The following is a 23,562-nucleotide window of genomic DNA, read 5'->3' on the forward strand; positions in this document are numbered from 1 at the left end:
TCGTGGGCGGGTCTTCCCACCTGCGGCAAGATCTGCCCCATGCGTGCACCCGCACTGGTACTCACCGTGACCGCCGCCCTGCTCGCGGTCGCCTGCGCCCCTGCCGAAGACACACCGGTCGCCCCGACCGCCGTCAACGGCGTCGCGTGCAAGAAGGACACCCTGGCGACCCTGACGCCGGGCAAGATCACCTTCGGCACCGACCAGCCCGCCTACGCGCCGTGGTTCGTCGACGACGACCCGACCAACGGCAAGGGCTTCGAATCCGCCTTGGCCTACGCCCTGGCCGAGGAGCTCGGCTACGCCAAGTCCGACGTGGTCTGGACGCGGGTGCCGTTCAACGCGGCCATCCAACCCGGCAAGAAGACCTACGACGCCGACATCAACGAGTTCTCCATCACCGAGGAGCGCAAGCAGGCCGTCGACTTCTCCGCGCCCTACTACGACGTGGGCCAGGTCGCGGTCACGCTCAAGTCGTCCAAGGCCGCGTCGGTGAAGACCCTGGCGGACCTGGAGAAGGTCAAGCTCGGCGCGCAGGTCGGCACCACGTCGTTCGAGTCGGCCAAGCGGCTGTCCACCGAGCAGGACGTGGCGGTCTACAACACCAACGACGACGCCAAGGCCGCCCTGCGCGCCGGGCAGATCGACGCGCTGATCGTGGACCTGCCCACGGCGTTCCAGATCACGTCGGTGGAGATGGACGACGGCCAGATCATCGGCCAGATCCCCGGCGCGGACCGGCGGCCCGAGCAGTTCGGCATCGTGCTGGACAAGGGCAGTGCGTTGACCGGGTGCGTGTCCAACGCCGTGGAGGCGTTGCGCTCCAAGGGCAAGCTCGCCGCGTTCGAGCAGGAGTGGCTGACTTCGGCGGGCAGCGCCCCCGCGCTGAAGTGACGATCAGCGAGGTGCAGCGGGAACGCCTGGCGTACCGGCGTTCCCGCTCCCGGCGCTCGACCCTGGTCGCCCTGCTCTCGACCCTGGTGTTCGCCGCCGTCGCCTACTTCACGGTCACCCGCGCGCCGGGCTGGCCGCGCGTCCAGGACTCGTTCTTCAACCTGGACATGGCCTGGCGCTCGCTGCCGGCGGTGCTGGGCGGCCTGTGGCTGAACCTGCGGGTGCTGCTGGTGTGCGGCGCGCTGATCCTGGTGCTGGCGCTGGGCATCGCGGCGGTGCGCACGCTGCGCGGCCCGGTGTGGTTCCCGCTGCGCGTGCTCGCCACCGCGTACGTCGACCTGTTCCGCGGTCTGCCGCTGATCATCCTGCTGTACCTGGTGGGGTTCGGGCTGCCCGCGCTGCGGCTGACCGGCGTGCCCAACGACTACGTGGTCCTGGGGGGTGTCGCGCTGGTCCTGGCCTACACGGCGTACGTGGCGGAGGTGTTCCGGGCCGGGATCGAATCGGTCCACCCGTCCCAGGTGGCGGCGGCGAGGTCCCTCGGCCTCGGCCCGCACCGGACCATGCGGCTGGTCGTGCTCCCGCAGGCGGTGCGCCGCGTCGCGCCGGCGCTGCTCAACGACTTCGTCGCGTTGCAGAAGGACTGCGGGCTGATCTCCGTGCTGGGCGCGGTCGACGCGGTGCGCGCCGCCCAGATCGAGCAGGCGAAGTCGTTCAACTTCACGCCGTACGTGGTGGCGGGCCTGCTGTTCGTCCTGCTCGCGATACCGTCCGCGCGCTTCGCCGACAGCATGGCCAGGCGCGCCGAACAACGTCAGGGGGGCCGATGACCGCACCGGTCCTCAAGGTGCGCGGCGTGGTCAAGCACTACGGCGAGAACACCGTCCTCGCCGGCATCGACCTCGACGTGCACGAGCACGAGGTGGTCGCGCTGATCGGTTCCTCGGGATCGGGCAAGTCGACGCTGCTGCGCTGCGTGAACCTGCTGGAGGAGCTGGACGACGGCCGAATCCTGCTCGACGGCGTGGACGTCTCGGACCCCCGCGTGGACGCCGACGTCGCGCGCCGCCGGATGGGCATCGTGTTCCAGGCGTTCAACCTGTTCCCGCACATGACCGTGCTGGACAACATCACCCTCGCCCCGCGCGAGGTGCACGGCGTGCCCCGGGGGCGGGCGGAAGCCCGCGCGCGCGAACTGCTGGCCAGGGTGGGCCTGGCCGACCGCGCGGGCAGCTACCCGGACCGGCTGTCCGGCGGCCAGCAGCAGCGGGTCGCGATCGCCCGCGCGCTGGCCTACTCCCCGAGGCTGCTGCTGCTCGACGAGGTGACCAGCGCCCTGGACCCGGAGCTGGTCGGCGAGGTGCTGTCCCTGGTCCGCGAGCTCGCGGCCGGCGGCGCGACCATCCTGATGGCGACCCACGAGATGGGCTTCGCCCGGCAGGTGGCCGACCGGATCTGCTTCCTGGACGGCGGCAGGCTCATCGAGTCGGGCCCGCCCGACCAGGTGCTGGGCGCGCCCGAGCACGAGCGGACCAGGCAGTTCCTGAAGAGGATCATCGACGCCGGCAGGCTGTGAGCGGACCACCCTCGTGCCGCGCGCGCGGGCCCCCTACCCTGGCTACCCGTGATGGCCCGAAAGGCAGCCCGTGCGACCGCCGCCGCGAGCCTCGGTCTCGGCCTGCTGCTCGGCGGGTGCGGGAAGCCCCAGGCGTCCCCGACCCCGGCTCCGACCCCGGTCACCACGACCTCGCCGACGCCGAGTTCCGTCCCCGCCGTGGCCTCCATCTCGGTGCGACCGGTCCCGACCACGCCCCGGCCGGCGGTCGCCCCCACCACGGCCGAGCCGCCACCCCCGGCCCCGGAACCGCCTCCGGTCCAGGTCCAGCCGACGCCGCCGCCGGTGGAGCCCACGAAGCCGGACCTCGACGACGTGGCCCTCCGGGGCTTCCCGTGCCGGGACGAGGGCGCGGCGGCGGTCGACCCCACCGGACGCCCGCTGGTGTGCGAGCGGACCCGGCGGGGCCGGCTGGTCTGGGGCAAGCCCTAGAGGATCGGCTCCGGCGCGTACCCGGCGGCGGCCGGGAACTTCGCCACCACGTCCTCGACCTGGGCGACCACCGAGGCGACCTGCTCGCCGGCGACCCCCGTGAACGACAGCCGGTCGTCGAGCAGCGCCTGGAGCTCGTCGCGGTCCAGCGGCAGCCGGGGGTCGGCGGCGAGCCGTTCCACCAGGTCGTTCCCGGCCCCCTGCTCCCGCATGGCGAGCGCCACGGCGACCGCGTGCTCCTTGATCGCCTCGTGCGCGGTCTCCCGCCCGACCCCGCGCCGGACGGCGGCCATCAACACCTTGGTCGTGGCCAGGAACGGCAGGTAGCGGTCGAGCTCCTTGGCCACCACGGCCGGGTAGGCCCCGAACTCGTCGAGCACGGTCAGGAAGGTCTCCACCAGCCCGTCGAACGCGAAGAACGCGTCCGGCAGCGCCACCCGCCGGACGACGGAGCAGGACACGTCCCCCTCGTTCCACTGGTCCCCGGCCAGCTCGCCGACCATCGACAGGTAGCCGCGGAGGACGACCGCGAACCCGTTGACCCGCTCGCACGACCGCGTGTTCATCTTGTGCGGCATGGCGCTGGAGCCGACCTGACCGGCCTTGAAGCCCTCGGTCACCAGCTCGTGGCCGGCCATCAGCCGGATCGTCTTGGCCAGGCTCGACGGCCCGGCCGCCGCCTGCACCAGGCTCGACACCACGTCGAAGTCCAGCGAGCGCGGGTAGACCTGCCCGACGCTGGTCAGCACCTTCTCGAACCCGAGGTGCCCGGCCACGGTCTCCTCCAGCTCGGCGAGCTTCGCGCGGTCGCCGCCCATCAGGTCCAGCATGTCCTGCGCGGTCCCGACCGGTCCCTTGACGCCGCGCAGCGGGTAGCGCGCGATCAGCTCGTCGAGCCGGTGGAAGGCCGCCAGCGTCTCGTCGGCGGCCGAGGCGAACCGCTTGCCCAGGGTCGTGGCCTGCGCGGCGACGTTGTGCGACCGGCCGGCCATGACCAGATCGGTGTGCTCGGCGGCGAGCCGGACGAGCCGGACGAGGACCGCCGCGACCTTGCCCCGCACCACTTCGAGCGACCGCAGGACCTGGAGCTGCTCGACGTTCTCGGTGAGGTCCCGGGACGTCATGCCCTTGTGCACGTGCTCGTGCCCGGCGAGGGCGTTGAACTCCTCGATCCGGGCCTTCACGTCGTGCCGGGTGACCCGCTCCCGGGCGGCGATGGACCCGAGGTCGACCTGGTCCAGCACCCGTTCGTAGTCACTTACGGCCTCGGCCGGCACGGCGACCCCGAGCCCGGCCTGGGCCCGGAGCACAGCAAGCCACAACTGCCGCTCCAACACGATCTTGTGCTCGGCGGACCACAGGGTGGCCAGCTCGGCAGAGGCGTAGCGACCTGCGAGGACGTTGGCGATGCGCGGCTTGCTAGTCACCGCCCAAGCCTACCCAGCGCCCCGCCCGACCCCGTCCCCGCCGCCTTCACCGCCCGGCGGTCCGCCGACCGGCGAGCGCCGACCGCAGCCTTCCGCCGCCGCGTCCCACCACCCCGGCTCACCGGTCCCGGCGCGAGTTGAGCCGCGCCGCCTGACGGGTCAGGTGGTCGCGCTCCGCGAGGGTGGCGGCCTGGTGGGCCGCCTCGGCGTACAGCCGGGCCGCGGTGTCCAGGTCGCCGTCGCGCTCGTGGAGGTGCGCCGCCACCGCCGCGTACCGGGGCAGCGAACCGTCCAGCGCCGCGAGCGCCGCCAGCCCGGCGCGCGCCCCGTCCGCCTCCCCCACGGCCACCGCCCGGTTGAGCCGGACCACCGGGCTGCCGGTCAGGCGCGCGAGCTCGTCGTACCACTCCACGATCTGCACCCAGTCCGTCTCCCGCGCCGTGGGCGCATCGGCGTGCAGCGCCGCGATCGCGGCCTGGGCCTGGAACTCGCCGAGCCGGTCGCGGGCGAGGGCCGACTGGAGGATCGCGACGCCCTCGGCGATCGACGCGGTGTCCCACCGGGTGCGGTCCTGCTCGGCGAGCGGCACCAGCCGGCCGTCCGGTGCGGTCCGCCCGGCGCGCCGGGCGTGGTGCAGCAGCATGAGGGCGAGCAGCCCCGCCACCTCGGGGTGGTCGATCGAGGCCGCGACCTGGCGGGTGAGCCGGATCGCCTCGGCCGCGAGGTCGACGTCACCGGAGTAGCCCTCGTTGAAGACCAGGTACAGCACCCGCAGCACGGTGGCCACGTCGCCGGGCCGGTCCAGCCGCACCCCGGAGACCGTGCGCTTGGCCCGGCTGATGCGCTGCGCCATGGTCGCCTCGGGCACCAGGTAGGCCTGGGCGATCTGGCGGGTGGTCAGCCCGCCGACCGCCCGCAGCGTGAGCGCCACCGCCGACGACGGCGTCAGCGACGGGTGCGCGCACAGGAAGTAGAGCTGGAGCGTGTCGTCCACCGCGGCACCGGCCGGCGGCACCTCCTCCACCGAGTCCTCGCGCCGGCGGCGGGCGGTGTCCGCCCTGGCCACGTCGAGGAACCGCCGCCAGGCCACGGTGACCAGCCAGCCCTTCGGGTCGCGCGGCGGGTCGTCCGGCCACACCCGGACCGCCTCGACCAGGGCGTCCTGCACGGCGTCCTCGGCCGCCGCGAAGTCGGCTCCGCGACGGACGAGGACGCCGAGCACGGCCGGGGTGAGGCTCCGCAGCAGCGCGTCGTCCACCGGCGAGCTCACTCCGTGATGGTGGGCGGCTCGGCCAGGAACGGCCGCAGTTCGAGCCACTCGTGAATCGGCGTCCCGCCCGCGCCGGGTGCGGCCGACAGCTCCCCGGCCAGCTCCACGGCGCGTTCGTGGCTGTCGACGTCGATCACCATCCAGCCGGCGATGAGGTCCTTGGTCTCGGCGAACGGCCCGTCGGTGATCGGCGGGCGGCCCTCGCCGGCGTACTGGACGAACATCCCCTCGGGGGCGAGCGCCTGGCTGTCGACGAACTCGCCGGTCTCCACCAGCCGCGCCGCGAAGTCGCGCATGTACTGGATGTGCGCCGCGACCTCCTCCGGCGTCCACTTGTCCATGGTCACGTCGTTGACCGGGGACGGCGCGCCGCGGTAGTGCTTGAGCAGCAGGTACTTGGCCATGGTGTCTCTCCTCGGTGCCGACGCCCCATTGTGGTCGCGTTCTGCCCCTGGGACGGAGCCGGTCCCCGGTTCTCGACATCGACGCGGGAACTTTTTTCCGGACCCGTGCCCCTGGGCGGACGACGGGCGCGGCACACGGAGCCGACGCCCGCCGCCCAGGGGGAGGAGTTCGGCGGGGGACCGAGTCGACCGGACGGGATCAGCGCAGGTCGAGGCGGGGATCGGTGGCCAGGATCAGGAGCTGGTCGAGGGTCACCGGCACGACGTCCCGGGTCTTCCCGCCCTGCGCCGGGTCGTAGTTGTAGCCGGTCACCTGGACCACCGTGCCGTCCGCCCGGAAGTGCGCCACCGAGTGGCTGACCACGTCCGGCGACGACCCGCTGCTCGACGTGGCGAACTCGACCACGCTGCCGTCGGCCCGCTTCTGCTGGTGCTCGCACCTGACCCCGGCGCAGAAGTCGTCCCTCGTGAAGGCGGTGGGCGGGCCGGTCAGGCGCACCACGACGCCCCCGCTGCCCTCGTCGTCCTCGAAGTGGACGAACCCGCTCGCCAGCCCGGCCGCCGGTTTCGCGCGGTCGTCGGCGAACTCCACCCGGACGTCCCACACCCCGGGCACCACCGCCGCGAACCGGTCCGCCAGGTAGCCGGACAGCGCCGTCAACCGCCTGGACGCCGGGTCCGCCGACGTGGTCACCCCCGGCGGTGCCACCGACGCCGGCACCGAGGACGTCGGCTTCGCGAACGACGACGGCGACGTCCCGGACGGCACCGCGCCCACCGGCGCGGTGGTCAGCACCCGCCCGGTCAACGCGTCGACCTGGACGACGTCCCGGGCCGAGAGCACGCCGGGCAACGACAGCACGGTCCCCATCAGCACGACCGTCGCCGCACCGACCGCCACCAGCGCCCGTCGCCTCCTGCGCGCCGCGCGCACGCCCTGCGCCCGCTCGATCAGCGCGTCGGCGTCGAAGTCCAGCGGTGGCTCGTCGCCGACCGCCGCGCGCAGGCTCTTCCGCAGCTCCGCTTCACTCATGACGCCACCACCACCCCCCTGTCGAGCTCCTCCACGGCGGCCCGCAGGGTGACCAGTCCCCGCGCGGTCTGGCTCTTGACCGTCCCCTCCGTGCACCCCATGGCCACCGCGACCTCGCTGACCGGCAGGTCCTCGAAGTACCGCAGCACGAGCACCGCCCGCTGCCGGGGCGGCACGCGCAGCAGCGCGGCGTGCACCAGGTCGCGCGCCCACAGCCGTTCGCCGGCCAGTTCCGGGTCGGCCGAGGAGTCCGCCACCTCGGGCAGCTCGCCGTCGCGCTGCTCGGCCCGCCGCCACGGTCTGCGCTTCTCGTCCAGCCACGTCCGCAGCAGCACCTTCCGCGCGTACGCCGAGGGGTGGTCGCGCCACTCGACCCGGTGCCACGCCTGGTAGAGCTTCAGCAGACTGGTCTGCATCAGGTCTTCTGCGGTGTGCCAGTCGCCGCAGAACAGGAACGCGGTCCGGCGCAGCGCGGCGGCGTGGCCGACCGCGAAGTCGCGAAACGCCTGTTCGTCGGCCCTGCGCATGCCCACCCCTTCCGGCCCCCACCTCTAATCACGTCCGAGGGGGCTCCGGGGTTGCACCCCGCCGCGGGAATCAGCGGGACGACATGGCCTTGGCCAGCATCCGCCGGGCCGCCGCGCGCGGGTCCGGGCTGATCTCGATCAGCGCGTTGACCACGGCCCCGTCCACGAGGGCGATCAGCTCCTCGACCCGCTCGCGCCCGACCGGCTGCCCGGCCCGGCCGAAGATCTCGGTCAACAGCCCGTGCAGCTCCCCGCTGAGGCGGCGCATCAGGGGCCGCAGGTACGGTCGCCGGCCGGTCGCCACCAGCCGCTCGTAGCGCAGCAGCACCGCTTCCGCGTCGCGCTCGCCCGCAGGGGGGCCCAGCAGCAGGTCCAGCACCAGGTCGATGAACGCCTCGCCGCCGCACGCCACCACGTCCAGCTCGGCCAGGCGCACCTTGCCGTAGGCGAGCTCGGCCTCGCCGTGGAACTCCAGCGCGGCGGTGACCAGGTCGTCCAGCGAGTCGAAGTAGTACGTGGTCGACGCGAGCGGCAGGCCCGCGCGCTCGGCCACCGCCCGGTGCCGGACCGCGTCGAAACCGCCGTCGACCAACAGGTCCGCGGCGGCTTCGACCAGCGCCTGGCGGCGGCGCTCGCCCTTGGGCGTTGCGGCTGTCATTCGGGGAAAGGTACTAGTGCCCGCCACCGGCCAGGTTCAGGCCGATGACGCCGCTGACGATGAGCCCGAGGGACACCAGCTTGAGCGTGGACACCCCGTCGCCGAGCCAGATCATCCCGATCACGGCGGTGAGCGCCGCGCCGATGCCGGTCCACACCGCGTACGCCGGTCCGGCGGGCAACTGCTTCATCGCCCACGCCAGCCCGCCCAGGCTGATCGCGGCGCACACCGCGAACGCCACCGTCCACCACAGCCTGCTGAAGCCGTCCGACAGCTTCAACGACACCGCCCAACCGGCTTCGAAGAACCCGGACACGATGAGCACGACCCACGCCACGGCAACCCCTCCGACCAGATTGGCACGAGCGTACCAAATTACTGGCACACAAGTACCACTCTGCGCCGCGGGACACCACCGGGCAACGCCGGGCCACCCGTCCGAGGACATCCGCCCCCATCGGGGGAGCGGGCTCAGAACCGGGCCGCGACCCGGGCCGCGAGATCGGTCAACCGCGCCTCGAACGGCCCCGCCACCGACCCCTGGGCGGGCTCGCTCAGCACGAAGACCGTCCCGTCCCGGGCGGGCGCGCGCCCCTCGGCGGGCGAGGAGGAGGCCAGGGCCTGCACCCCCGGCGGCACCAGGACCACCGACACGACCCCGTACACGCCCTGGTCGTCGCGCACCAGGTAGCCGGCACCGCGCGCCCCGGTCGGGCAGTTGGCCACCGCGTGCGAGGGCTGGAGCCCTTCGGCGGCCGGGAGCTCGTCGGCGAGGGCGACGGCGAGCTCCCGGTCCACCTCCTGGCACCCGGAGGCACCACCGGTCGTCGGACGACCGGTCGTCCCCGATGTCCCGTCCCCCTGCGTAGACGGATCTTCGGGGATGCTCTTGGGCGGCAGTCCGCCGCTCACGTCGGGTACGGCGAGCGATTCACCCCGCCGAGGCTCGGGGACCGCCATCGGGCTGAGGTTAGGGGACGCGGCGCTCTCAGCGGAACCCGCAGACGTACTGACGTTCTCGCGCGGCACCAGGTTGGCGTAGGTCACCACACCGCCGAGCGCGACGACCACGGTCAGCGCCGAACCGAGGGCGAGCCGCGTGCGCTTCCGCGCGGTCTCCCGCGCCGACGCCGAGCGGACGTTGCCCACGTCGAAGGACGGGGGCGGCGCACCGTTCGCCGCGTCGCGGAACAGGTCCGCGATCCTGCGCTCGTCCACCTACTCCCACCTCCCGGTCACGACGCCGGCCTCAGGTCGTCGATCGTGTCGCCCAGCGCTTCGCGCAGGGCCACCAGACCGCGCGAGGTCTGGCTCTTCACGGTCCCCTCGGAACACCCGAGCGCCACGGCTGCCGCCGCCACGTCCAAGCCTTCCAGGAACCGCAGCACGAGCACCGCCCGTTGCCGGGGCGGAACCCGCTTCAAGCCCGCGACCAGAGCCTCCCGCGTGGCCACCGAGTCGGCGATCTCCCCGTCGTTGGCGGGAGTCTCCGGGACCACGTCCACGAAGCGCTCCCGACGCCAGGGCCGTCGCGACTCGTCGATCACCGCGCGCACCAGGGTTCGGCGGACGTAGGCGTCCAGGGCCTGCTTGTCCCGGACCTTGCGCCACTTCCGGTGCAACGCGACGAACGCGGTCTGCGCGAGGTCGTCCGCGCGGTGCCAGTCACCACAGAGGAGGAACGCCGTTCGGCGCACGGCCTCCCGGCGAGCCGCGAAGTACTCCGCGAACTCCTGCTCGTCGCGCTGATCCACGCGGACTCTCTCCGCTCGTCGTGCTTGCACTTACCGGACGGAACCGGGCGGCCCTACGGTTGCACGGCGGGTGCCCGAGACTTGCGTCACCCCCATCGTGGTGCGCCGGGCACCAACCGGTAAGCCCTTGCCCGGTGTGATGTGATCCATTCGTGACCCTGCCAGCGCCCCTGGACTTCCGTTCCGACACCGTCACCCGACCGGACCAGGACATGCGCCTGGCCATGTCGGCCGCCGAGGTGGCCGACGACGTGCTCGAACACGACCCGACGATGAAAGCGCTGGAAGAGCGGGTCGCCGACCTGCTCGGCGTGGAGGCCGCCCTCTGGGTGCCGTCCGGCTCGATGGGCAACCTGATCGCGCTCACCGCCCACCTGCGCCGCGGTGACCGGTTCCTCGCCCCGCGCGGCGCGCACGTGCTGGACAACGAGCTCGGCACCGCCGCGTGGATCGCCGGCGGGATGCCGCACCCCCTGGAGTGGGCGGAACCGGGCCGGGTCACGGCGGACGCCGTCCGCGCCGCCGCCGGTGCCGACGGGCCCTACTACACGCTCAGGACCACGCTGCTGTGCCTGGAGAACACGCACAACGGGGCGGGCGGCGCGGTGACCCCGCCCGACGAGCACGCGTTGCTGGTGTCCGCCGCCCGGGAGACCGGCCTGAAGGTGCACCTCGACGGCGCGCGGCTGTGGAACGCCTCGATCGCGCTCGGGGTGCCGCCGGCGGCGCTGACCGTCGGCGTCGACACCGTGCAGGTGTGCCTGAGCAAGGGCCTGGGCGCGCCGGTCGGGTCCGTGGTGGCGGGCACGGCCGCGTTCGTCGTGGAGGCGCGGCGGATCCGGAAGATGCTCGGCGGCGGCGTGCGGCAGGGCGGCGTGCTGGCCGCCGCCGGGCTGGTCGGCCTGGACCGGCTCGACGACCTGGCCGCCGACCACGCCAACGCCCGGACGCTGGCCAGGGGCCTGGCCGAGCTGGGCTGGCAGGTGGACGAGCCGGCGACCAACATCGTCATGGCCGGCGTGCCGGACCTGGACGTGACGCTGACCGGGCTCCGGCACCTCGGGGTGTTCGCGGGGCCGATGGCGGGGAAGGTGCGGTTCGTGACGCACCGCGACGTGAACGCCGCCGACGTGGCCGAGGCCCTGCGCCGGATCCAGTCGGTGAGCTCGTGAGCCGCTGGGTGGTGTTCGACTACGGGAACGTGATCAGCGAGGCCAACACCAACCTGGACCGGCTGGCCGGGATGCTGGGCGTGCCGCCGGACCGGTTCGCCACCCCCTACTGGGCCTTCCGCGACGCCTACGACCACGGCTCGCCCGAGGTCGAGTACTGGCGGTCGGTCGGCCGCGAACTCGGCGTCGAGGTCAGCGCGGAGCGGGCGGTCGACCTGACCGCCGTGGACACCGAGGGCTGGCTGGTGACCTCACCCGCCGCGCTGGCGCTGATCGGGGAGCTGGCGGCGGCCGGCGTCCCGCTGGCGCTGCTGTCCAACGCGCCGTCGGCGTTCGGCCGGATCGTGGCGCGGCAGCCGTGGACGTCGCACTTCCGGCACCTGGTGTTCTCCGGCGACCTCGGCGTGGTCAAGCCCGCGCCCGCGATCTGGACCGCGCTGGCCGACCTGCTCGGCACCCGCGACTGCGTGTTCTTCGACGACCGCGAGGAGAACACCGACGGCGCGACCGAGGCGGGCCTCGTCGGCGTCCACTGGCAGGGTGCGGCGCACGCCCGCGACCGGCTCGTCGACCTCGGCGTGCTCCCCTGACCGCCGCGCCCCCACCGTCCCGCCTCCGCGCGCGACCCCACCCGGAGCCCCCGGTTCAGCTCTTGGCGGCGCGCAGCTCGGCCCGCAGCTCCGCCAGCTCGGCCCGGACCGACCGCAGCTCCGCCACCGTGGCCTGCTCGGCCTCGACCACCTGCCCCTCGACCCCGCTCAACCGCTGCACCAGCCAGGACGCGATGGTGCCGGTGATCACGCCGAGCAGCGCGATCCCGCCGATCATCAGCAGCGCGGCGACCAGCCTGCCCTCCCACGTCACCGGGTAGCGGTCGCCGTAGCCGACGGTGGAGATCGTGGTCAGCGTCCACCAGGCGGCGTCGCCGAAGGTGGTGATGGTGGCGTCGGGGTGGCCGCGCTCGGCGTCCAGCACGGCCAGCGACGCGGACAGCCCGACCAGCGTGGTGACGCCGGCGACGTACACGCCGATCTGGTGCCGCACCTTGCCGGAGAACCGGCGGTTGAGCACCTTGAGCACGGTGAGCAGGCGCAGCACGCGCAGTTGCCGGACCATCGGCAGCAGCACCGCGAGCAGGTCGAACAGGTGCGTGGCGACGAACCGGCGCTTGTCCGCGGCCAGCGCCAACCGCGCGCCGTAGTCGACCGCGAACACCAGCCACACGACCCACAGCACCACTTCCAGGACCCCGTGCAGGCCCGGCGTCGAGCGGTTGTCGAGCACCTCCCAGGCGTAGGCCACCAGGAAGACGACGGCCAGCGCCGTCAGCGGCCACTCGGCACGCCGCTCCCAGCTCGTCAGGCGGCGCTCATCAGTCTCCGACACCGCCCCATGGTGACCCCTCGGCCTGCGCTGTTCCAACCAACCCGGAATTCGGGCGGCTGCTAGCGCGGCCCCTTGATGCCCTTGCGCCCGCCGCTCTTGATCGCTCCGTAGGCGGCCGTCGCGAGGAACAGCACCCCGCCGATCACCGCCAGCCACACCAGACCCTTGACGACCGCGCCGACCAGCGTCAGCACCAGCCAGGCCGCCAGCAGCCACAGGATTATCTTGACCATGTCCCCTCCAACGCACGACGTGACGTGCGGGTTCCTGATCAGAGCCAGCCCTTGAGCCGCCGCAGCGCCTCGTCGATGTCACCCGGGGCCCCGGCGAACGACATCCGCACGAACTCGTGCCCGTGCACCGGGTCGAAGTCTATGCCCGGGACGATCGCGACACCCGTGTCGTCCAGCAGCCGGCGGCAGAACGCCATCGTGTCGTCGGTCAGGTGCGAGACGTCGGCGTAGGCGTAGAACGCGCCGTCGGCGGGGGCCACCTGGTCGATCCCGAGCCCGGCCAGCCCGGCGAGCAGGACGTCCCGGTTGCGCCGGTAGCCGTCGACCAGCCGCGCGGTCTGCTCGTAGGACTCCGGCTCGAACGCGGCGACCGCCGCGTGCTGCGCCAGCGCGGGCGGGCAGAGGGTGAAGTTGCCGGTCAGGCAGTCGACCGCGCGCCGCAGCGCGGGCGGCAGCAGCATCCAGCCCAGCCGCCAGCCGGTCATCGCGAACGCCTTGGAGAACGAGTTGACCACGATCGCGTCCCGCGAGGTCTCCCACGCGCACGCGAGCGGCGCGCCGTAGCTGATGCCGTGGTAGATCTCGTCGCTGACCAGGCGGGTGCCGTGCTCGGCGCACCACTCGGCCAGGCTCCGGAGCTCGGCCGGGGCGAGCACCGTGCCGGTCGGGTTCGCCGGGCTCGCCACGACCAGGCCGTCCAGCGGCCCGGCCTCCGCGAGCATCGCCGCGGTCGGCTGGAACCGGGTGTCGGGCCCGCACGGCAGCTCGACCACCTCGCACCCCAGCGCGCGCAGGATGTTCCGGTACGCCGGGTAGCCGGGGCGGGCCAGCGCCACCCGCGCCCCGGCGTCGAAGGACGCCAGGAACGCCAGCAGGAACGCGCCGGACGACCCCGTGGTGACCACGACGTCCTCGGGCGAGACCGCGAGCCCGTACTGGCGCTCGTAGTGCCCGGCCAGCGCGGTCCGCAGCTCGACGATCCCCAACTGCTCGGTGTAGCCGAGCGGCTGCTCCCGCAACGCCTTCTCGGCGGCCCGCAGCACCGGTTCCGGCGCGGGGCTCGACGGCTGGCCCGCCGCCAGCGAGACGACGTCACCGTGCGTCCGCTGACGGCGCGCGGCGGCGGACACGATGTCCATGACGTGGAACGGCGGCACATCGGCCCGTGCGGCGACACCCAGCATGGTCCCAGGCTAGTAGCCCTGGTAGCCGCCACCGCCCGCCATCGCCTTGAGGCCGGGGTGGCCCTCGAAGCCGCCGTAGCGGGAGAACGTGTAGCGGACGCCGGCGACGATGTTGTCCACCGGGTTCCAGATGTCGTCGTGACCGGGCAGCTTGTGCGCCTGGAACGTCGGGTCGATGCACTGCATCAGGCCCTTGGACGGCGTGCCCTTGGCCGCGTTGGAGTCCCAGTCGTTGAGCGCGTGCGGGTTGCCGCCCGACTCCTTCTCGATGATCGTCCAGATCTGGTTGATGTTCGCCTCGGTGACCGGGATGCCGGCGGCCTGGAGGATCTTGATCGCTTCCCGGATCCACTGGTCGACGTTGCCGGGCGGCGGACCGCTCGACGGCGGGCCACCGCTGGACCCGAGCCCGGTCATCCCGCCGCCGCCACCGCCACCACCGCCTTGCGAACCACCACCGCCACCGCCGCCGGACCCGCTGCCGCCCCCGGACGAGGGCGACTGCGACTGCGCCGGTTGTGGTTGCGGTTGCGGCTGTTGCTGCGGTGACGGCTCGGCCGACGACGTGTGCGTCACCGGTTCCGGCGTCGGGTTCCAGACGATCGCCTGGCCCGGGACCGGCACGAAGGACTGCGTGCCGGGGTCCGCCATGGTCGAGAACGCGGGCGTGATCGAACCGGGCCGCCCCCTCAGCGCGCCCAGCGCCGTGCCCAGCGCCTGGTCGGCCTGCTCGATCACCGGCCGCGCGTCGCCGGTCGCCTCCGCGACCAGGCCCCGGATGGCGTTGTCGACGTCCGCCGGCGGCATCCCCTGGTTCTGCGCGCGCAACTGGCGCACCCGACCCAGCACGGTCTCACAAATGCGCCCGATCGACGTCTTCGCCGATTCCAGGGCCGCCGCGGCCGAATCCAGGTCGCCCGCCGCCGCGGTGAGCGCCTCGTTCAGCGCGGTGCCGCCCTTGGTGAATTCGCCCATGTAGGCCACGAATCCGTCGGCGGACCCGCCCTCCCACGCGTTGTCGAGCTGCCCCACCCGCTGGGCGATGTCGTTGCCCGATTCCGCGCTCTTCGAAGCGGCCTGCCGCCACCGGTTCGCGATCTCCCGGACGGCCTCCGGCCGGGCCTTGTCCACCTTGTCCGCGAGCTGCGCCAGCGCCTGCCCACCGGGCAGGGCCGCGACCTCGTCCACCGCGCTCATCAGCTCACACCGTCCGGAACGACGCCGCGTTGGCGTCCTCGACGTCGACCACCGCGCCCTGGATCCGGTCCAGCGCGCGTTCCACCTCGCCCAGCAGCGATTCGGCCGCCGCGAACTCCGCGCCGGCCTTGCCGTCGAGTTCGGCGGCGGCCGAGGAAAGGCCGCCCGAATTCGCCAGCTTGCCGAAGATGTCCGGTTCGGGGTAATGCCCGGAGAACCCGTCACCCACCGCGCCGAATTGACCCGCCTGGGCACCGACCGTGCTCCGGCACTGCTCCATCGCCTCGGCGTTGAACTTCGCGACCGCCATTCGCCACACCTTAGGGTTTTCGAGTCGCGGGCACCCCCGCTATGGATGAAGTCCGGCCGGCAGCACGGTGATCCGCCGACGCCCCTCGGCGTCGACCGCCGCCGTGCTCCGGTAGCAGCGCCGGCAGCGCATCCACATCGAGCCCGCCGCCCCGGGCCAGGCCCGGCGCGGTCAGCTCGTGCCACGGCGCGGGCTCGTCCGCCACGTGCCGGACGAGCGGCATCGCGCCGAGGCCGAGGTGTTCCCGGGCAGCGCGGAAAGCGCTCGCGCTGAACGTCGCGGTGACCACCAGACGTCACTCCCGAATGACGGCGGGTACTGCTCCGGCACCGGTGTTGACGCCGCGACCGCCGTCGCGGTTCCCGCTAGACCTCCTGGACCAGCTCCCACACGCACGCCGCGAGCCGCGCGTTGTCGATCGGGGTGATCGTGCTCCAGCTCCGGCCGTCCGAACTGGGCCGCACCAGGTGCAGGTAGCGGCCGGACGTGGTGTCGTGCCACGACACCACGCGGTCCGCGCGCACCGGCGGGCCGCCGCGCTGCGCGCGTTCGGCACCGAACTGGCCACGGGTGCTCATGCCGTCGCACATGCCGGCCAGCTCCTGCGCCTCGTGCAGCGGCAGCCCGTGGCGCTCCAGCGCGAGCACCAGCTTCTCGGCGTCCCGCCCGGCCTCGTCGGAAGCCGCGCGCAGCACCTCGTTCGGCAGGCTGATCGACCGCCCGTACCCCGCCGGCACCTCCCCGGCCACCGACACCGCGGCCTCCGCGAGCGCCGAGGCGCGGGCCTCGATCAGCCACACCTCGTCCCCGTCCACCACGGCGAGGATCGCCTCGTCACCGGAGGCCGCCGCCAGCCCCTTGATCTTGCGGCGGTCCACCCAGATCCAGAGGTCCACCGACAACCGCGGGTTGGCCAGCAGCGCGAAGGTGTCCGCCAGCTCCGGCGTCAACCGCCGCCCGGCCGCCAACCCGCGCTGCGCCAACGACTCCCAGGCGCGCTCGACGAACACGCCCCGTTCGGTGTGCGTGGTGCCGGGGCTGGGCACGTCGAGCGCGACGTTGCGCCGGGAGTGCCGCTCGGCCTCCCACGCGACGTCGAATTCCAGCGCGGAGAGGACGACCGTGCCCGCCGCCGTCACTTGTTCTCGGGCTCGTCGCCGATGACCGACTGGACGACCATCCGCTCGTCGCCGAAGACGTCGTCGGAGTCGACGCCGTACTTGCGGACGTGCTCGCCGTCCTCCTCGCCCTCACCGCTCTTGGCGGCGGGCTGGAGCATCGAACCACCCGCACCGGCCTTGGCCCCGGCTCCCGCGCGCGCCTCGGCACCGGGCCGCGACGGCACCCGCTCGTCGGGGTCGATCGCCCCGAGCGTCGCGGAGATCCCGGCCTTGCCGGCCAGCACCCCCGGCACCGCCCCCGCGCCCCGGGCACCGCCCTTGGGCACCGCCTCGCCGCCGGGCTTGCCACCACCGGGCAGGCCCGCCGAGGACGGGTTGCGCACGACCTTGCCACCCCGGGCCGTGGCCGCCACGGCACCGAGCGCCGCACCGCCCGCCAACCCGAGCCCCAGGCCGAGCCCGAGGTTCGACCCGCCGACCTTGCCGGACACCACCGGCGCGACCGGCGTGCCGCCCTGGGCACCGGGCAGCGGCGAAACGCCGGTGCTCCCGCCGCCGGGCAACTGGCCCGGCAACTGACCCGGCAACTGGCCGGGCAGGTGCCCCGGCAGGTGCCCCGGCAACTGGGGCGGCAACCCGACCGACCCGCCGACCACCTGGCCGGAACCGCCACCGGGCAGCGAACCGGGAACACCGCCGTGCGCACCGGGGATGCCGCCACCGAACTGGTGCACCGGGGCGACCGGCGTGGACACCGCGGAGGACGTCGCGGTGACGTCGAACTCCCGGGGCTTGGTCATGCCCTGGTACCGGTCGAGCGAATCCCGACTGGCGTCGACGTACTGGTCGAACCCGCGGATGACCTGCTCGCGCGCCGCCTGCGTCGCCTTGACCTCTTTGGCGTGATCGGTCTCGTACCCGAAGAACCCGCCCGCGTCGTCCCAGAAACTCGTCTCGGTGTCGCCGCTGAGCTTGCCCGCCTCCGGCATCCCGTTGCGGGAGTTGCTGTAGTTCGCACCCTGGATGGCGGTCGCCTGCGAGTTCTGCTGCCCGGCTTCGGTGCCCGAGGTGGCCACGTCGGCGGAAACCGTCACGGCCTTGCCGGAGTTCTCGCCGGCCGCGCCCTCCCAGTCGATGTCGAGCTTCTTGAGCTGCTCGCGCAGCGTGCTGTCGACGGTTTCGAGGCTGGCGGCGAGCGTTCGCAGCGAGTGCGAGGCGTCGCTGAACCGCTGCGCGGCGTCGCTGCCCGTGAACTGCTGGAGGAGCTGCGACAGAGCGCCGTTGTCGCGCCCCTCGAACCGGTGATCCTTGAGCTGCCTGAAGTCGGTCACGACTTCCCCCTCACTTCAAGGTCTGCAAGGTCGTGAGCGCCACCTCGGCACCCTTGGCGGCGTTCTGGCACATCTGGTCCTGGGTGAAGTCACGGCTGGTGGGCAGGAACTGGGCGACCAGTTGCTGGCCGTCCGCCACGTCGACCGCCACCGTGCACTCGACGCTGGACGTCCCGCTGAAGGTGACCTGCACGGCGGGGTAGTCCCCCACCTTCTTCGGGGAGGTGTCGAGGTTGCCCGAGTCGGTCCAGTAGCCGACGCCCTCGTTGGTGACCAGGGCGATGTTGTACGAGAAAGCGGGCAGCACGCCCGGCCCGGTGCGTTGGCTGCAAGCGGGCGACTTCGTACCCTTGATCACCTCGGACGGGCGGTTGTCCGTCTTCTCGGTGCCCAACTGCTTCTGCTTGTCCGCCGGGATCAGAGCGCACGGGTCGACGCCGTCGAGGGTGAGCGCCTCAGGCCGGTCGGAGGCGGGCGTGGTGGTGGTGCCCGCCGACGAACTCCCCGCGGTGGGGGTCGTCGGGGCGGCGGTGGTCGGATTGCCCTTCTCGCCCGCGGTGGTGCAACCCACCACCAGAGCGGTCGCCGCACCGGCGACGACCGCGAACTTAACGAGACGCACCAGCCGCTCCAAACGCAGACTTGATCTCGTCCTCGGTGAACCCGTACTGCGCGGCGGCGGCGCGCAACTGGCCGACGAGACCGGTCAGGCTCCGGATGTACGCGCTGATCCGCTCGGCGTAGGAATCCGGGTGCTCCAGCAGGCGGTCGTTCCACGCGGAGGCGACGTCCTGGTTCACCTCGTCGAGCCCGCCCAGGGTGATCCGCATGCCGATCACGGCTTCCTGGTGGGCGTAGGTGAGGTCGTCCACCTGGTGCTGGATGAGCTTGGCCGCCTCCAGCACGGTCTCGCGCGAGACGCTGAACTTCTGACCCGCCCCCGGCGAGCCGGCCACCGTGTCGTTCAGGCGCTTCTCCGCCGCGAACATGTGGCCGACCGCACGACCGATGGCCCCACCCGCTCCGGCGACGGCTCCCAGTAGGCCGTTCTCCTCTGCCACGACGTCCATCCCCCGTACAGTCGGTAACGGTTTGGTCCCCGATCGCAGGCTACCAACGACCGCGTGAACCGGGTCTGAGGTTCGACGAAAGCGAGGGCGGACAGGTTCCGCCCTCGCTCGGATGTCGTAATAACGGGTGGTGTGGATCACCCGGTGGACGGACGCTACGGGACGTCGATCTCGCCCTTCGCCGCGCGCAGCGCGATGTCCGTCCGGTGGTGGGAGCCGGTCAGGTGGACCGCCTCGACCCGGCGGTACGCCTCCGTTCGGGCGTCGGTCAGGGTTTCGCCCGTCCCCACGACGGACAGCACGCGGCCTCCGGTCGACACGACCGCTCCGTCCTCGCGGCGGCGGGTGCCCGCGTGGAGGACGCCCTCGGCGTCACCTCCGGTGATGACGTCACCCGTCCGGGGGCGGCCCGGGTAGCCCTCGGCGGCCACGACGACGGTCACCGCGTAGCCGTCCGCCCACTCCAGCGGCTCGGCGGAGGACAGCTTCCCCTGGGCCGCCGCCAGGAACAGGCCGGCCAACGGCGTGCGCAGGAGGGCCACGACGGCCTGCGTCTCCGGGTCGCCGAACCGGCAGTTGAACTCGATGACCTGCGGGCCGTCCGACGTCAGCGCGAGCCCCGCGTACAGCAGGCCGGTGAACGGCGTCCCGCGCGCGGCCAGCTCGTCCACGACCGGTTGGACGCACGTCGCCACGATGGTCGGCACCAGGTCGTCCGACGCCCACGGCAGCGGCGCGTACGCGCCCATGCCGCCGGTGTTCGGGCCGGAGTCGTCGTCGCCGACCCGCTTGAAGTCCTGCGCGGGCAGCAGGGGCACCACGGTGGCACCGTCCACCAGGCAGAACAGCGACACCTCCGGCCCGTCGAGGAACGACTCCAGCAGCACCGGGTGGCCGTGGTCGAGCAGCGTCATCGCGTGGGCCCGCGCCACCGCGCGGTCGGTGGTGACCACGACGCCCTTGCCCGCCGCGAGACCGTCGTCCTTCACCACCCAGCGCGGCCCGAAGTGGGTCAGCGCGGCGTCCAGGCGGGCGGGGTTGTCGATCACCTCGGACGTCGCGGTGGGCACGCCGGCGGCGGCCATCACGTCCTTCGCGAACGCCTTGGAGCCCTCGATCCGGGCCGCCTCGGCGGACGGGCCGAAACAGGGGATGCCGGCGGCGCGCACGGCGTCGGCCGCACCCGCCACCAGGGGCTGTTCCGGCCCGACCACGACGAGGTCGGCCTTCCACTCCCGGGCCAGCGCGGTGACCGCTCCGGGGTCGCCGACGTCGACCCCGTAGATCTCCGCCAGGCCCGCGATCCCGGCATTGCCGGGTGCGCAGGCCAGCGCGATCACCGAAGGGTCCCGCGACAACGCGAGGGCAAGGGCATGTTCACGGGCGCCAGACCCGATGACCAGGACACGCACGGTGGGGAAGCCTAGATGACCCGACCGGTCAACCGCCGAACGCGTCCAGCGAACCGACGTGCAGGGGCACCGGGTCGGTCAGCGCGGCCTTCTCCTCGACGATGTCCCGGGCCGCCGGGTGGATCTTCTCCAGCTCGGACTTCCGGTCGAACAGCAGCCGGGTGACGGCGCACGCGCTGCCCTCCGGGAAGTCCGGCCGCACCAGCAGCACGTTGGGCACCACGACGGTGGGCACGTCGGCGGGCCGGCCGTAGGTGGCGGCCGGGATGGTGCCCCGGTCGTAGACCGGGTTGACCTCCTTGAGCTTGGGCAGCAGCGGCGTGATGTCGAGGAACTCGACCTGGTCCTCCAACGACGTGGTGATGTCGGTGATCTGCGCCGTGGGCAGCCCGCCGGACCACACCAGGCCGTCGAGGCTGCCGTCCTTCATGCCGTCGGCGGTCTTGGCCAGGTCGAGCCGCTGGACCTCGACGTCGACGGCCGGGTCGAGCCCGGCGGCGGCGAGCAACCGGTTGGCGATCACCTCGGTGCCGGACTTGGGCGAGCCGGTGGAGATCCGCTTGCCCTTCAGGTCGGCGACGGAGTCGATGCCGCTGGAGGTGCGCACCAGGACCTGGGTGTAGTTCGGGTAGAGCCGGCTGAGGGCCCGCACCTGCTGCGGCTCGCCCTCGAACGCGCCCTTGCCCTCGACCGCGTCGGCGGCCGAGTCGGCGAGCGCGAACGCCACGTCGTAGTCGCCCGCGACGAGCTGCTGGATGTTCTGCACGGACGCGCCGGTCTCGGCGGCCGTGGCCTTGAGCCCGGTGTGGTCGCTGATCAGCTTGGCCAGCCCGCCGCCGACCACGTAGTAGACGCCGCCGGAGTTGCCGGTGGCGATGGTGATCCGCCCCTCGGGGGCCTGGCAGGCGGCGGCCGGAGCGCCGTCGTCGGTGGCGCGCTTGCCACCGCACCCGGCCGCGACCAGCGCGACCGCGAGCACGGCGACCGGGATCTTCCAGCTACGCATCTCGTTCCTTTCCCCGCAGGAGGACTTTCGGCAGGAGCACGTGCACGGCCACCGCGACCAGCAGGAGGGCCAGGCCGATGACGACGGAGACCGGTTGCAGGTAGAGCAGGGCGACCGCGGCCGGCAGGCAGAGCAGCCGCTCGGGCCACCGGGCGGGGCCGAACATCCAGCCGCCGGTGAGCACGGCCAGCGCGGCCACCCCCACCACCGAGACCGCGAACGCCCACAGCACGTCGACGAACGAGGAGCGCAGCAGCAGTCCGGCCCCGTTGTCGGTGAGCACGAACGCGAGCGGCACCAGGAAGGCCGGCAGCGTGTACTTCCAGGTGCGCCACATGGTCTTCATGACGTCGCCGCCGGTGATCGCCGCCGCCGCCACCGCGGCCAGCGCGGTGGGTGGCGTGACCTCGGACAGGACCGCGTAGTAGAAGATGAACATCGCGGCTTCTTCGCGGGCCACCCCGAGCTCGGTCAGGGCGGGCCCGATGACCACCCACGAGATGATGAAGGACGCCGTGACCGGCACGGCCAGCCCCAGCACGCTGACCGCCACCGCCGCGAGGACGACCGTCACGAACAGCACCACGGCGGGATCGGACGACACCACCCCGGCGAGGTCGACCAGCGCCGACGCGAGCTCCTGGCCCAGCCCGGTCTTGGTGATGGTGGAGGTGATGACACCGGCCGCCGCGCACACCGCGATCACCGGGAGCGCGCCGCGCACGCCGAGCGCCGGCGACTCCACCATCGCCCGCGCCCACCCGCGCACGTCACGCCGCCGGGCCACCAGCGCGAACGCCGCCGCCACCCCGGTCGCGTACACCACGGCCGAGTACACCGGGACGTCCAGCGCCAGGAAGACCACGATCACCGCGAGCGACAGGAAGTGGTACCCGCCCCGCTTGAGCACCGCCCACGCGCCGGGCACGTCGACGTCCACCGGTTTCGCGCCGAACCGCCGGGCGTCGACCTCCACCGCCAGCGCGATGCCCAGGTAGTAGAGCAGGGTGGGCACGATCGCCCAGACCAGCACCTGGAGGTAGGAGGTCTCCAGGTACTCCGCGATGATGAACGCCGCCGCGCCGAGCGTGGGCGGCGACAGGATCGCCCCGATCCCCGACGCCGCGAGCAGGCCGCCCGCGTTCTCCCTCGGGTACCCGGCCTTCTTCAGCATCGGCCAGGTGACCGCGCCCAATGACACGGTCGTGGCCGTGCCCGACCCGGACACCGTGCCCAGCAGGAAACCGGCGGCGGCGGCGGTGCGCCCGGGAGCGGTCCGGGATTTCCGGAACGCCGCGAAACTGATGTCGACGAAGAACGCACCCGCTCCGGAGGCGTTCAGCACGGCCCCGTAGATCGTGAACAGCACGATATAAGTGGCGGCCACGTCCAACGGCGTCCCGTAGAACCCGGTCGCGTCGTTGTAGAACCCGTTGATGATCTGGTCGAAGTCCACCCCGGCGTGGGAAACGGCCCAGGACTGCGGCAGATAACCGCCGTAGTAGGCGAAGGCGAGAAAACCCAGGCACACCACCGGCAACACCCACCCGGTGGTCCGCCGGCAGGCTTCCAGCACCAGCAGCAGGAGCAGGGACCCGGCCACGACGTCCAGGACGGTCAACTGCCCCTGCCGGTCCAGGAACGCGTCGAACCCGCCGAACAGCGGATAAGCACCGACCACGAACGCCAGCAGCGCCGGCACCCAGTCGAGCGGGCCGGGAGCGCCGTCCCCGCCGCGCCGCCCCCGGTAGCACAGGAAGACCAGCGGCAGGGTCACCGCCAGGAAGATCACCAGGTAGTACTGGCCGCCTTTCGCGAACGGCCAGAAAACTTGTTTGAGGACTAATAACGCGATACCCAGCGTGGCCGCCCGGACGCCGATCTCCCACCGCCGGGGTAATTCCCGGGACGGGCGTTCCTCGTCGTACTCGGCGATCAGCTCGGCGACCTCGGCCGGTGCTGTGGTCGACACGCGCACCCCTTCGTGTCGCGCGGAATTCCGATACGACCGAAGTTACTTGTGCCGCCGGTCACCGCAGTAGTCCGACCACCTAAAGGGACTGTAAAGAACCCCGCACCGGACGCGCTCGGGCGGGGATCGGCGCGCGCCGGACCGGCGCGCGGCG

At 72.8% G+C, this 23,562-nt stretch carries 27 protein-coding genes; 6 read left to right on the forward strand and 21 right to left on the reverse strand.

The genetic code is table 11. The annotated features are described in order from the left end of the window. The first annotated feature begins 39 nt into the window (after window positions 1–39). The 4 genes from AB0G01_RS31015 to AB0G01_RS31030 are packed head-to-tail and all read left to right on the forward strand — an operon-like array spanning window position 40 to window position 2,941. A complete protein-coding gene (locus AB0G01_RS31015) occupies window positions 40–894 on the forward strand; it encodes an ABC transporter substrate-binding protein (RefSeq protein ID WP_360952903.1) in 855 nt (284 codons plus the stop codon). Then, the gene (locus tag AB0G01_RS31020; RefSeq protein WP_360952906.1) at window positions 855–1,724 is read left to right on the forward strand and encodes an amino acid ABC transporter permease; all 870 of its coding nucleotides are present in this window, start codon (window positions 855–857) and stop codon (window positions 1,722–1,724) included. Before AB0G01_RS31015 ends, AB0G01_RS31020 begins: the two co-directional genes overlap by 40 nt. After that, entirely contained in the window at window positions 1,721–2,470 is a 750-nt protein-coding gene (locus tag AB0G01_RS31025) for an amino acid ABC transporter ATP-binding protein (protein WP_360952909.1), read from the forward strand. Before AB0G01_RS31020 ends, AB0G01_RS31025 begins: the two co-directional genes overlap by 4 nt. Window positions 2,471–2,521: 51 nt before the next feature. Further along, complete coding sequence (locus tag AB0G01_RS31030) at window positions 2,522–2,941, forward strand: hypothetical protein (RefSeq protein WP_360952912.1); 420 nt, start codon at window positions 2,522–2,524, stop codon at window positions 2,939–2,941. Here the strand turns inward: AB0G01_RS31030 and purB are convergent. From purB to AB0G01_RS31075, 9 genes are all read right to left on the reverse strand, one after another. Next, a complete protein-coding gene (gene purB / locus AB0G01_RS31035; protein WP_360952915.1) occupies window positions 2,938–4,368 on the reverse strand; it encodes an adenylosuccinate lyase in 1,431 nt (476 codons plus the stop codon). The two genes, AB0G01_RS31030 and purB, sit on opposite strands and share 4 nt — an antisense overlap. 118 nt (window positions 4,369–4,486) lie before the next feature. Beyond that, window positions 4,487–5,626 carry a DUF6596 domain-containing protein gene (locus AB0G01_RS31040; protein WP_360953043.1) on the reverse strand — a complete coding sequence of 380 codons (1,140 nt, stop codon included), beginning with the start codon at window positions 5,624–5,626 and terminating at the stop codon, window positions 4,487–4,489. Between the two features lie 8 nt (window positions 5,627–5,634). After that, on the reverse strand, window positions 5,635–6,042 hold the full coding sequence (locus AB0G01_RS31045; RefSeq protein WP_360952918.1) for a YciI family protein: 408 nt from the start codon (window positions 6,040–6,042) through the stop codon (window positions 5,635–5,637). A 199-nt stretch (window positions 6,043–6,241) separates the two neighbouring features. Then, the gene (locus AB0G01_RS31050; protein ID WP_360952921.1) at window positions 6,242–7,075 is read right to left on the reverse strand and encodes a hypothetical protein; all 834 of its coding nucleotides are present in this window, start codon (window positions 7,073–7,075) and stop codon (window positions 6,242–6,244) included. Continuing rightward, window positions 7,072–7,602 carry a SigE family RNA polymerase sigma factor gene (locus AB0G01_RS31055; RefSeq protein ID WP_360952924.1) on the reverse strand — a complete coding sequence of 177 codons (531 nt, stop codon included), beginning with the start codon at window positions 7,600–7,602 and terminating at the stop codon, window positions 7,072–7,074. Before AB0G01_RS31055 ends, AB0G01_RS31050 begins: the two co-directional genes overlap by 4 nt. A gap of 70 nt (window positions 7,603–7,672) precedes the next feature. Beyond that, window positions 7,673–8,260 carry a TetR family transcriptional regulator gene (locus AB0G01_RS31060; RefSeq protein WP_360952927.1) on the reverse strand — a complete coding sequence of 196 codons (588 nt, stop codon included), beginning with the start codon at window positions 8,258–8,260 and terminating at the stop codon, window positions 7,673–7,675. Between the two features lie 13 nt (window positions 8,261–8,273). Further along, entirely contained in the window at window positions 8,274–8,597 is a 324-nt protein-coding gene (locus AB0G01_RS31065) for a multidrug efflux SMR transporter (RefSeq protein WP_360952930.1), read from the reverse strand. A 134-nt stretch (window positions 8,598–8,731) separates the two neighbouring features. Then, window positions 8,732–9,478: a hypothetical protein gene (locus tag AB0G01_RS31070; RefSeq protein ID WP_360952933.1), complete on the reverse strand. Its 747-nt coding sequence runs from the start codon at window positions 9,476–9,478 to the stop codon at window positions 8,732–8,734. Window positions 9,479–9,495: 17 nt separating this feature from the next. Continuing rightward, the gene (locus tag AB0G01_RS31075) at window positions 9,496–10,014 is read right to left on the reverse strand and encodes a SigE family RNA polymerase sigma factor (protein ID WP_360952936.1); all 519 of its coding nucleotides are present in this window, start codon (window positions 10,012–10,014) and stop codon (window positions 9,496–9,498) included. A gap of 152 nt (window positions 10,015–10,166) precedes the next feature. Between AB0G01_RS31075 and AB0G01_RS31080 the strand changes: the two genes are divergently transcribed. Together AB0G01_RS31080 and AB0G01_RS31085 are read left to right on the forward strand one after the other, a co-directional pair. Further along, a complete protein-coding gene (locus AB0G01_RS31080; RefSeq protein WP_360952939.1) occupies window positions 10,167–11,186 on the forward strand; it encodes a GntG family PLP-dependent aldolase in 1,020 nt (339 codons plus the stop codon). Beyond that, entirely contained in the window at window positions 11,183–11,776 is a 594-nt protein-coding gene (locus AB0G01_RS31085; RefSeq protein ID WP_360952942.1) for an HAD family phosphatase, read from the forward strand. The genes AB0G01_RS31080 and AB0G01_RS31085 overlap by 4 nt, the downstream gene beginning before the upstream one ends. Before the next feature lie 55 nt (window positions 11,777–11,831). Here AB0G01_RS31085 and AB0G01_RS31090 read toward each other — a convergent pair whose 3' ends face one another. The 12 genes from AB0G01_RS31090 to AB0G01_RS31145 form a co-directional block, all read right to left on the reverse strand. Continuing rightward, on the reverse strand, window positions 11,832–12,572 hold the full coding sequence (locus tag AB0G01_RS31090) for a potassium channel family protein (RefSeq protein ID WP_360952944.1): 741 nt from the start codon (window positions 12,570–12,572) through the stop codon (window positions 11,832–11,834). A gap of 59 nt (window positions 12,573–12,631) precedes the next feature. Further along, entirely contained in the window at window positions 12,632–12,805 is a 174-nt protein-coding gene (locus AB0G01_RS31095) for a hypothetical protein (RefSeq protein WP_360952947.1), read from the reverse strand. A 38-nt stretch (window positions 12,806–12,843) separates the two neighbouring features. Further along, window positions 12,844–13,989: a pyridoxal phosphate-dependent aminotransferase gene (locus AB0G01_RS31100; protein WP_360952950.1), complete on the reverse strand. Its 1,146-nt coding sequence runs from the start codon at window positions 13,987–13,989 to the stop codon at window positions 12,844–12,846. A 9-nt stretch (window positions 13,990–13,998) separates the two neighbouring features. Continuing rightward, window positions 13,999–15,186 carry a WXG100 family type VII secretion target gene (locus AB0G01_RS31105; protein WP_360952953.1) on the reverse strand — a complete coding sequence of 396 codons (1,188 nt, stop codon included), beginning with the start codon at window positions 15,184–15,186 and terminating at the stop codon, window positions 13,999–14,001. 4 nt (window positions 15,187–15,190) lie between these two features. Further along, the gene (locus AB0G01_RS31110) at window positions 15,191–15,496 is read right to left on the reverse strand and encodes a hypothetical protein (protein WP_360952956.1); all 306 of its coding nucleotides are present in this window, start codon (window positions 15,494–15,496) and stop codon (window positions 15,191–15,193) included. Window positions 15,497–15,861: 365 nt separating this feature from the next. Beyond that, window positions 15,862–16,635, reverse strand: a complete 774-nt coding sequence (locus AB0G01_RS31115; protein ID WP_360952959.1) for an ESX secretion-associated protein EspG — start codon at window positions 16,633–16,635, stop codon at window positions 15,862–15,864. Next, window positions 16,632–17,948, reverse strand: coding sequence for a hypothetical protein (locus AB0G01_RS31120; RefSeq protein WP_360952962.1), 1,317 nt, complete (start codon window positions 17,946–17,948; stop codon window positions 16,632–16,634). The genes AB0G01_RS31115 and AB0G01_RS31120 overlap by 4 nt, the downstream gene beginning before the upstream one ends. A gap of 10 nt (window positions 17,949–17,958) precedes the next feature. Beyond that, a complete protein-coding gene (locus AB0G01_RS31125) occupies window positions 17,959–18,570 on the reverse strand; it encodes a DUF3558 domain-containing protein (RefSeq protein WP_360952965.1) in 612 nt (203 codons plus the stop codon). Further along, complete coding sequence (locus tag AB0G01_RS31130; protein ID WP_360952968.1) at window positions 18,557–19,018, reverse strand: hypothetical protein; 462 nt, start codon at window positions 19,016–19,018, stop codon at window positions 18,557–18,559. The genes AB0G01_RS31125 and AB0G01_RS31130 overlap by 14 nt, the downstream gene beginning before the upstream one ends. 155 nt (window positions 19,019–19,173) lie before the next feature. Further along, window positions 19,174–20,430 (reverse strand): phosphoribosylamine--glycine ligase, encoded by a 1,257-nt coding sequence (gene purD, locus AB0G01_RS31135; protein ID WP_360952971.1) that lies wholly within the window; start codon window positions 20,428–20,430, stop codon window positions 19,174–19,176. A 28-nt stretch (window positions 20,431–20,458) separates the two neighbouring features. Further along, a complete protein-coding gene (locus tag AB0G01_RS31140; RefSeq protein ID WP_360952974.1) occupies window positions 20,459–21,436 on the reverse strand; it encodes a TAXI family TRAP transporter solute-binding subunit in 978 nt (325 codons plus the stop codon). Further along, on the reverse strand, window positions 21,429–23,408 hold the full coding sequence (locus tag AB0G01_RS31145) for a TRAP transporter fused permease subunit (RefSeq protein ID WP_360952977.1): 1,980 nt from the start codon (window positions 23,406–23,408) through the stop codon (window positions 21,429–21,431). The genes AB0G01_RS31140 and AB0G01_RS31145 overlap by 8 nt, the downstream gene beginning before the upstream one ends. Window positions 23,409–23,562 lie beyond the last annotated feature (154 nt).

Source organism: Actinosynnema sp. NPDC023587, assembly GCF_040640215.1.
Taxonomy (GTDB): domain Bacteria; phylum Actinomycetota; class Actinomycetes; order Mycobacteriales; family Pseudonocardiaceae; genus Actinosynnema.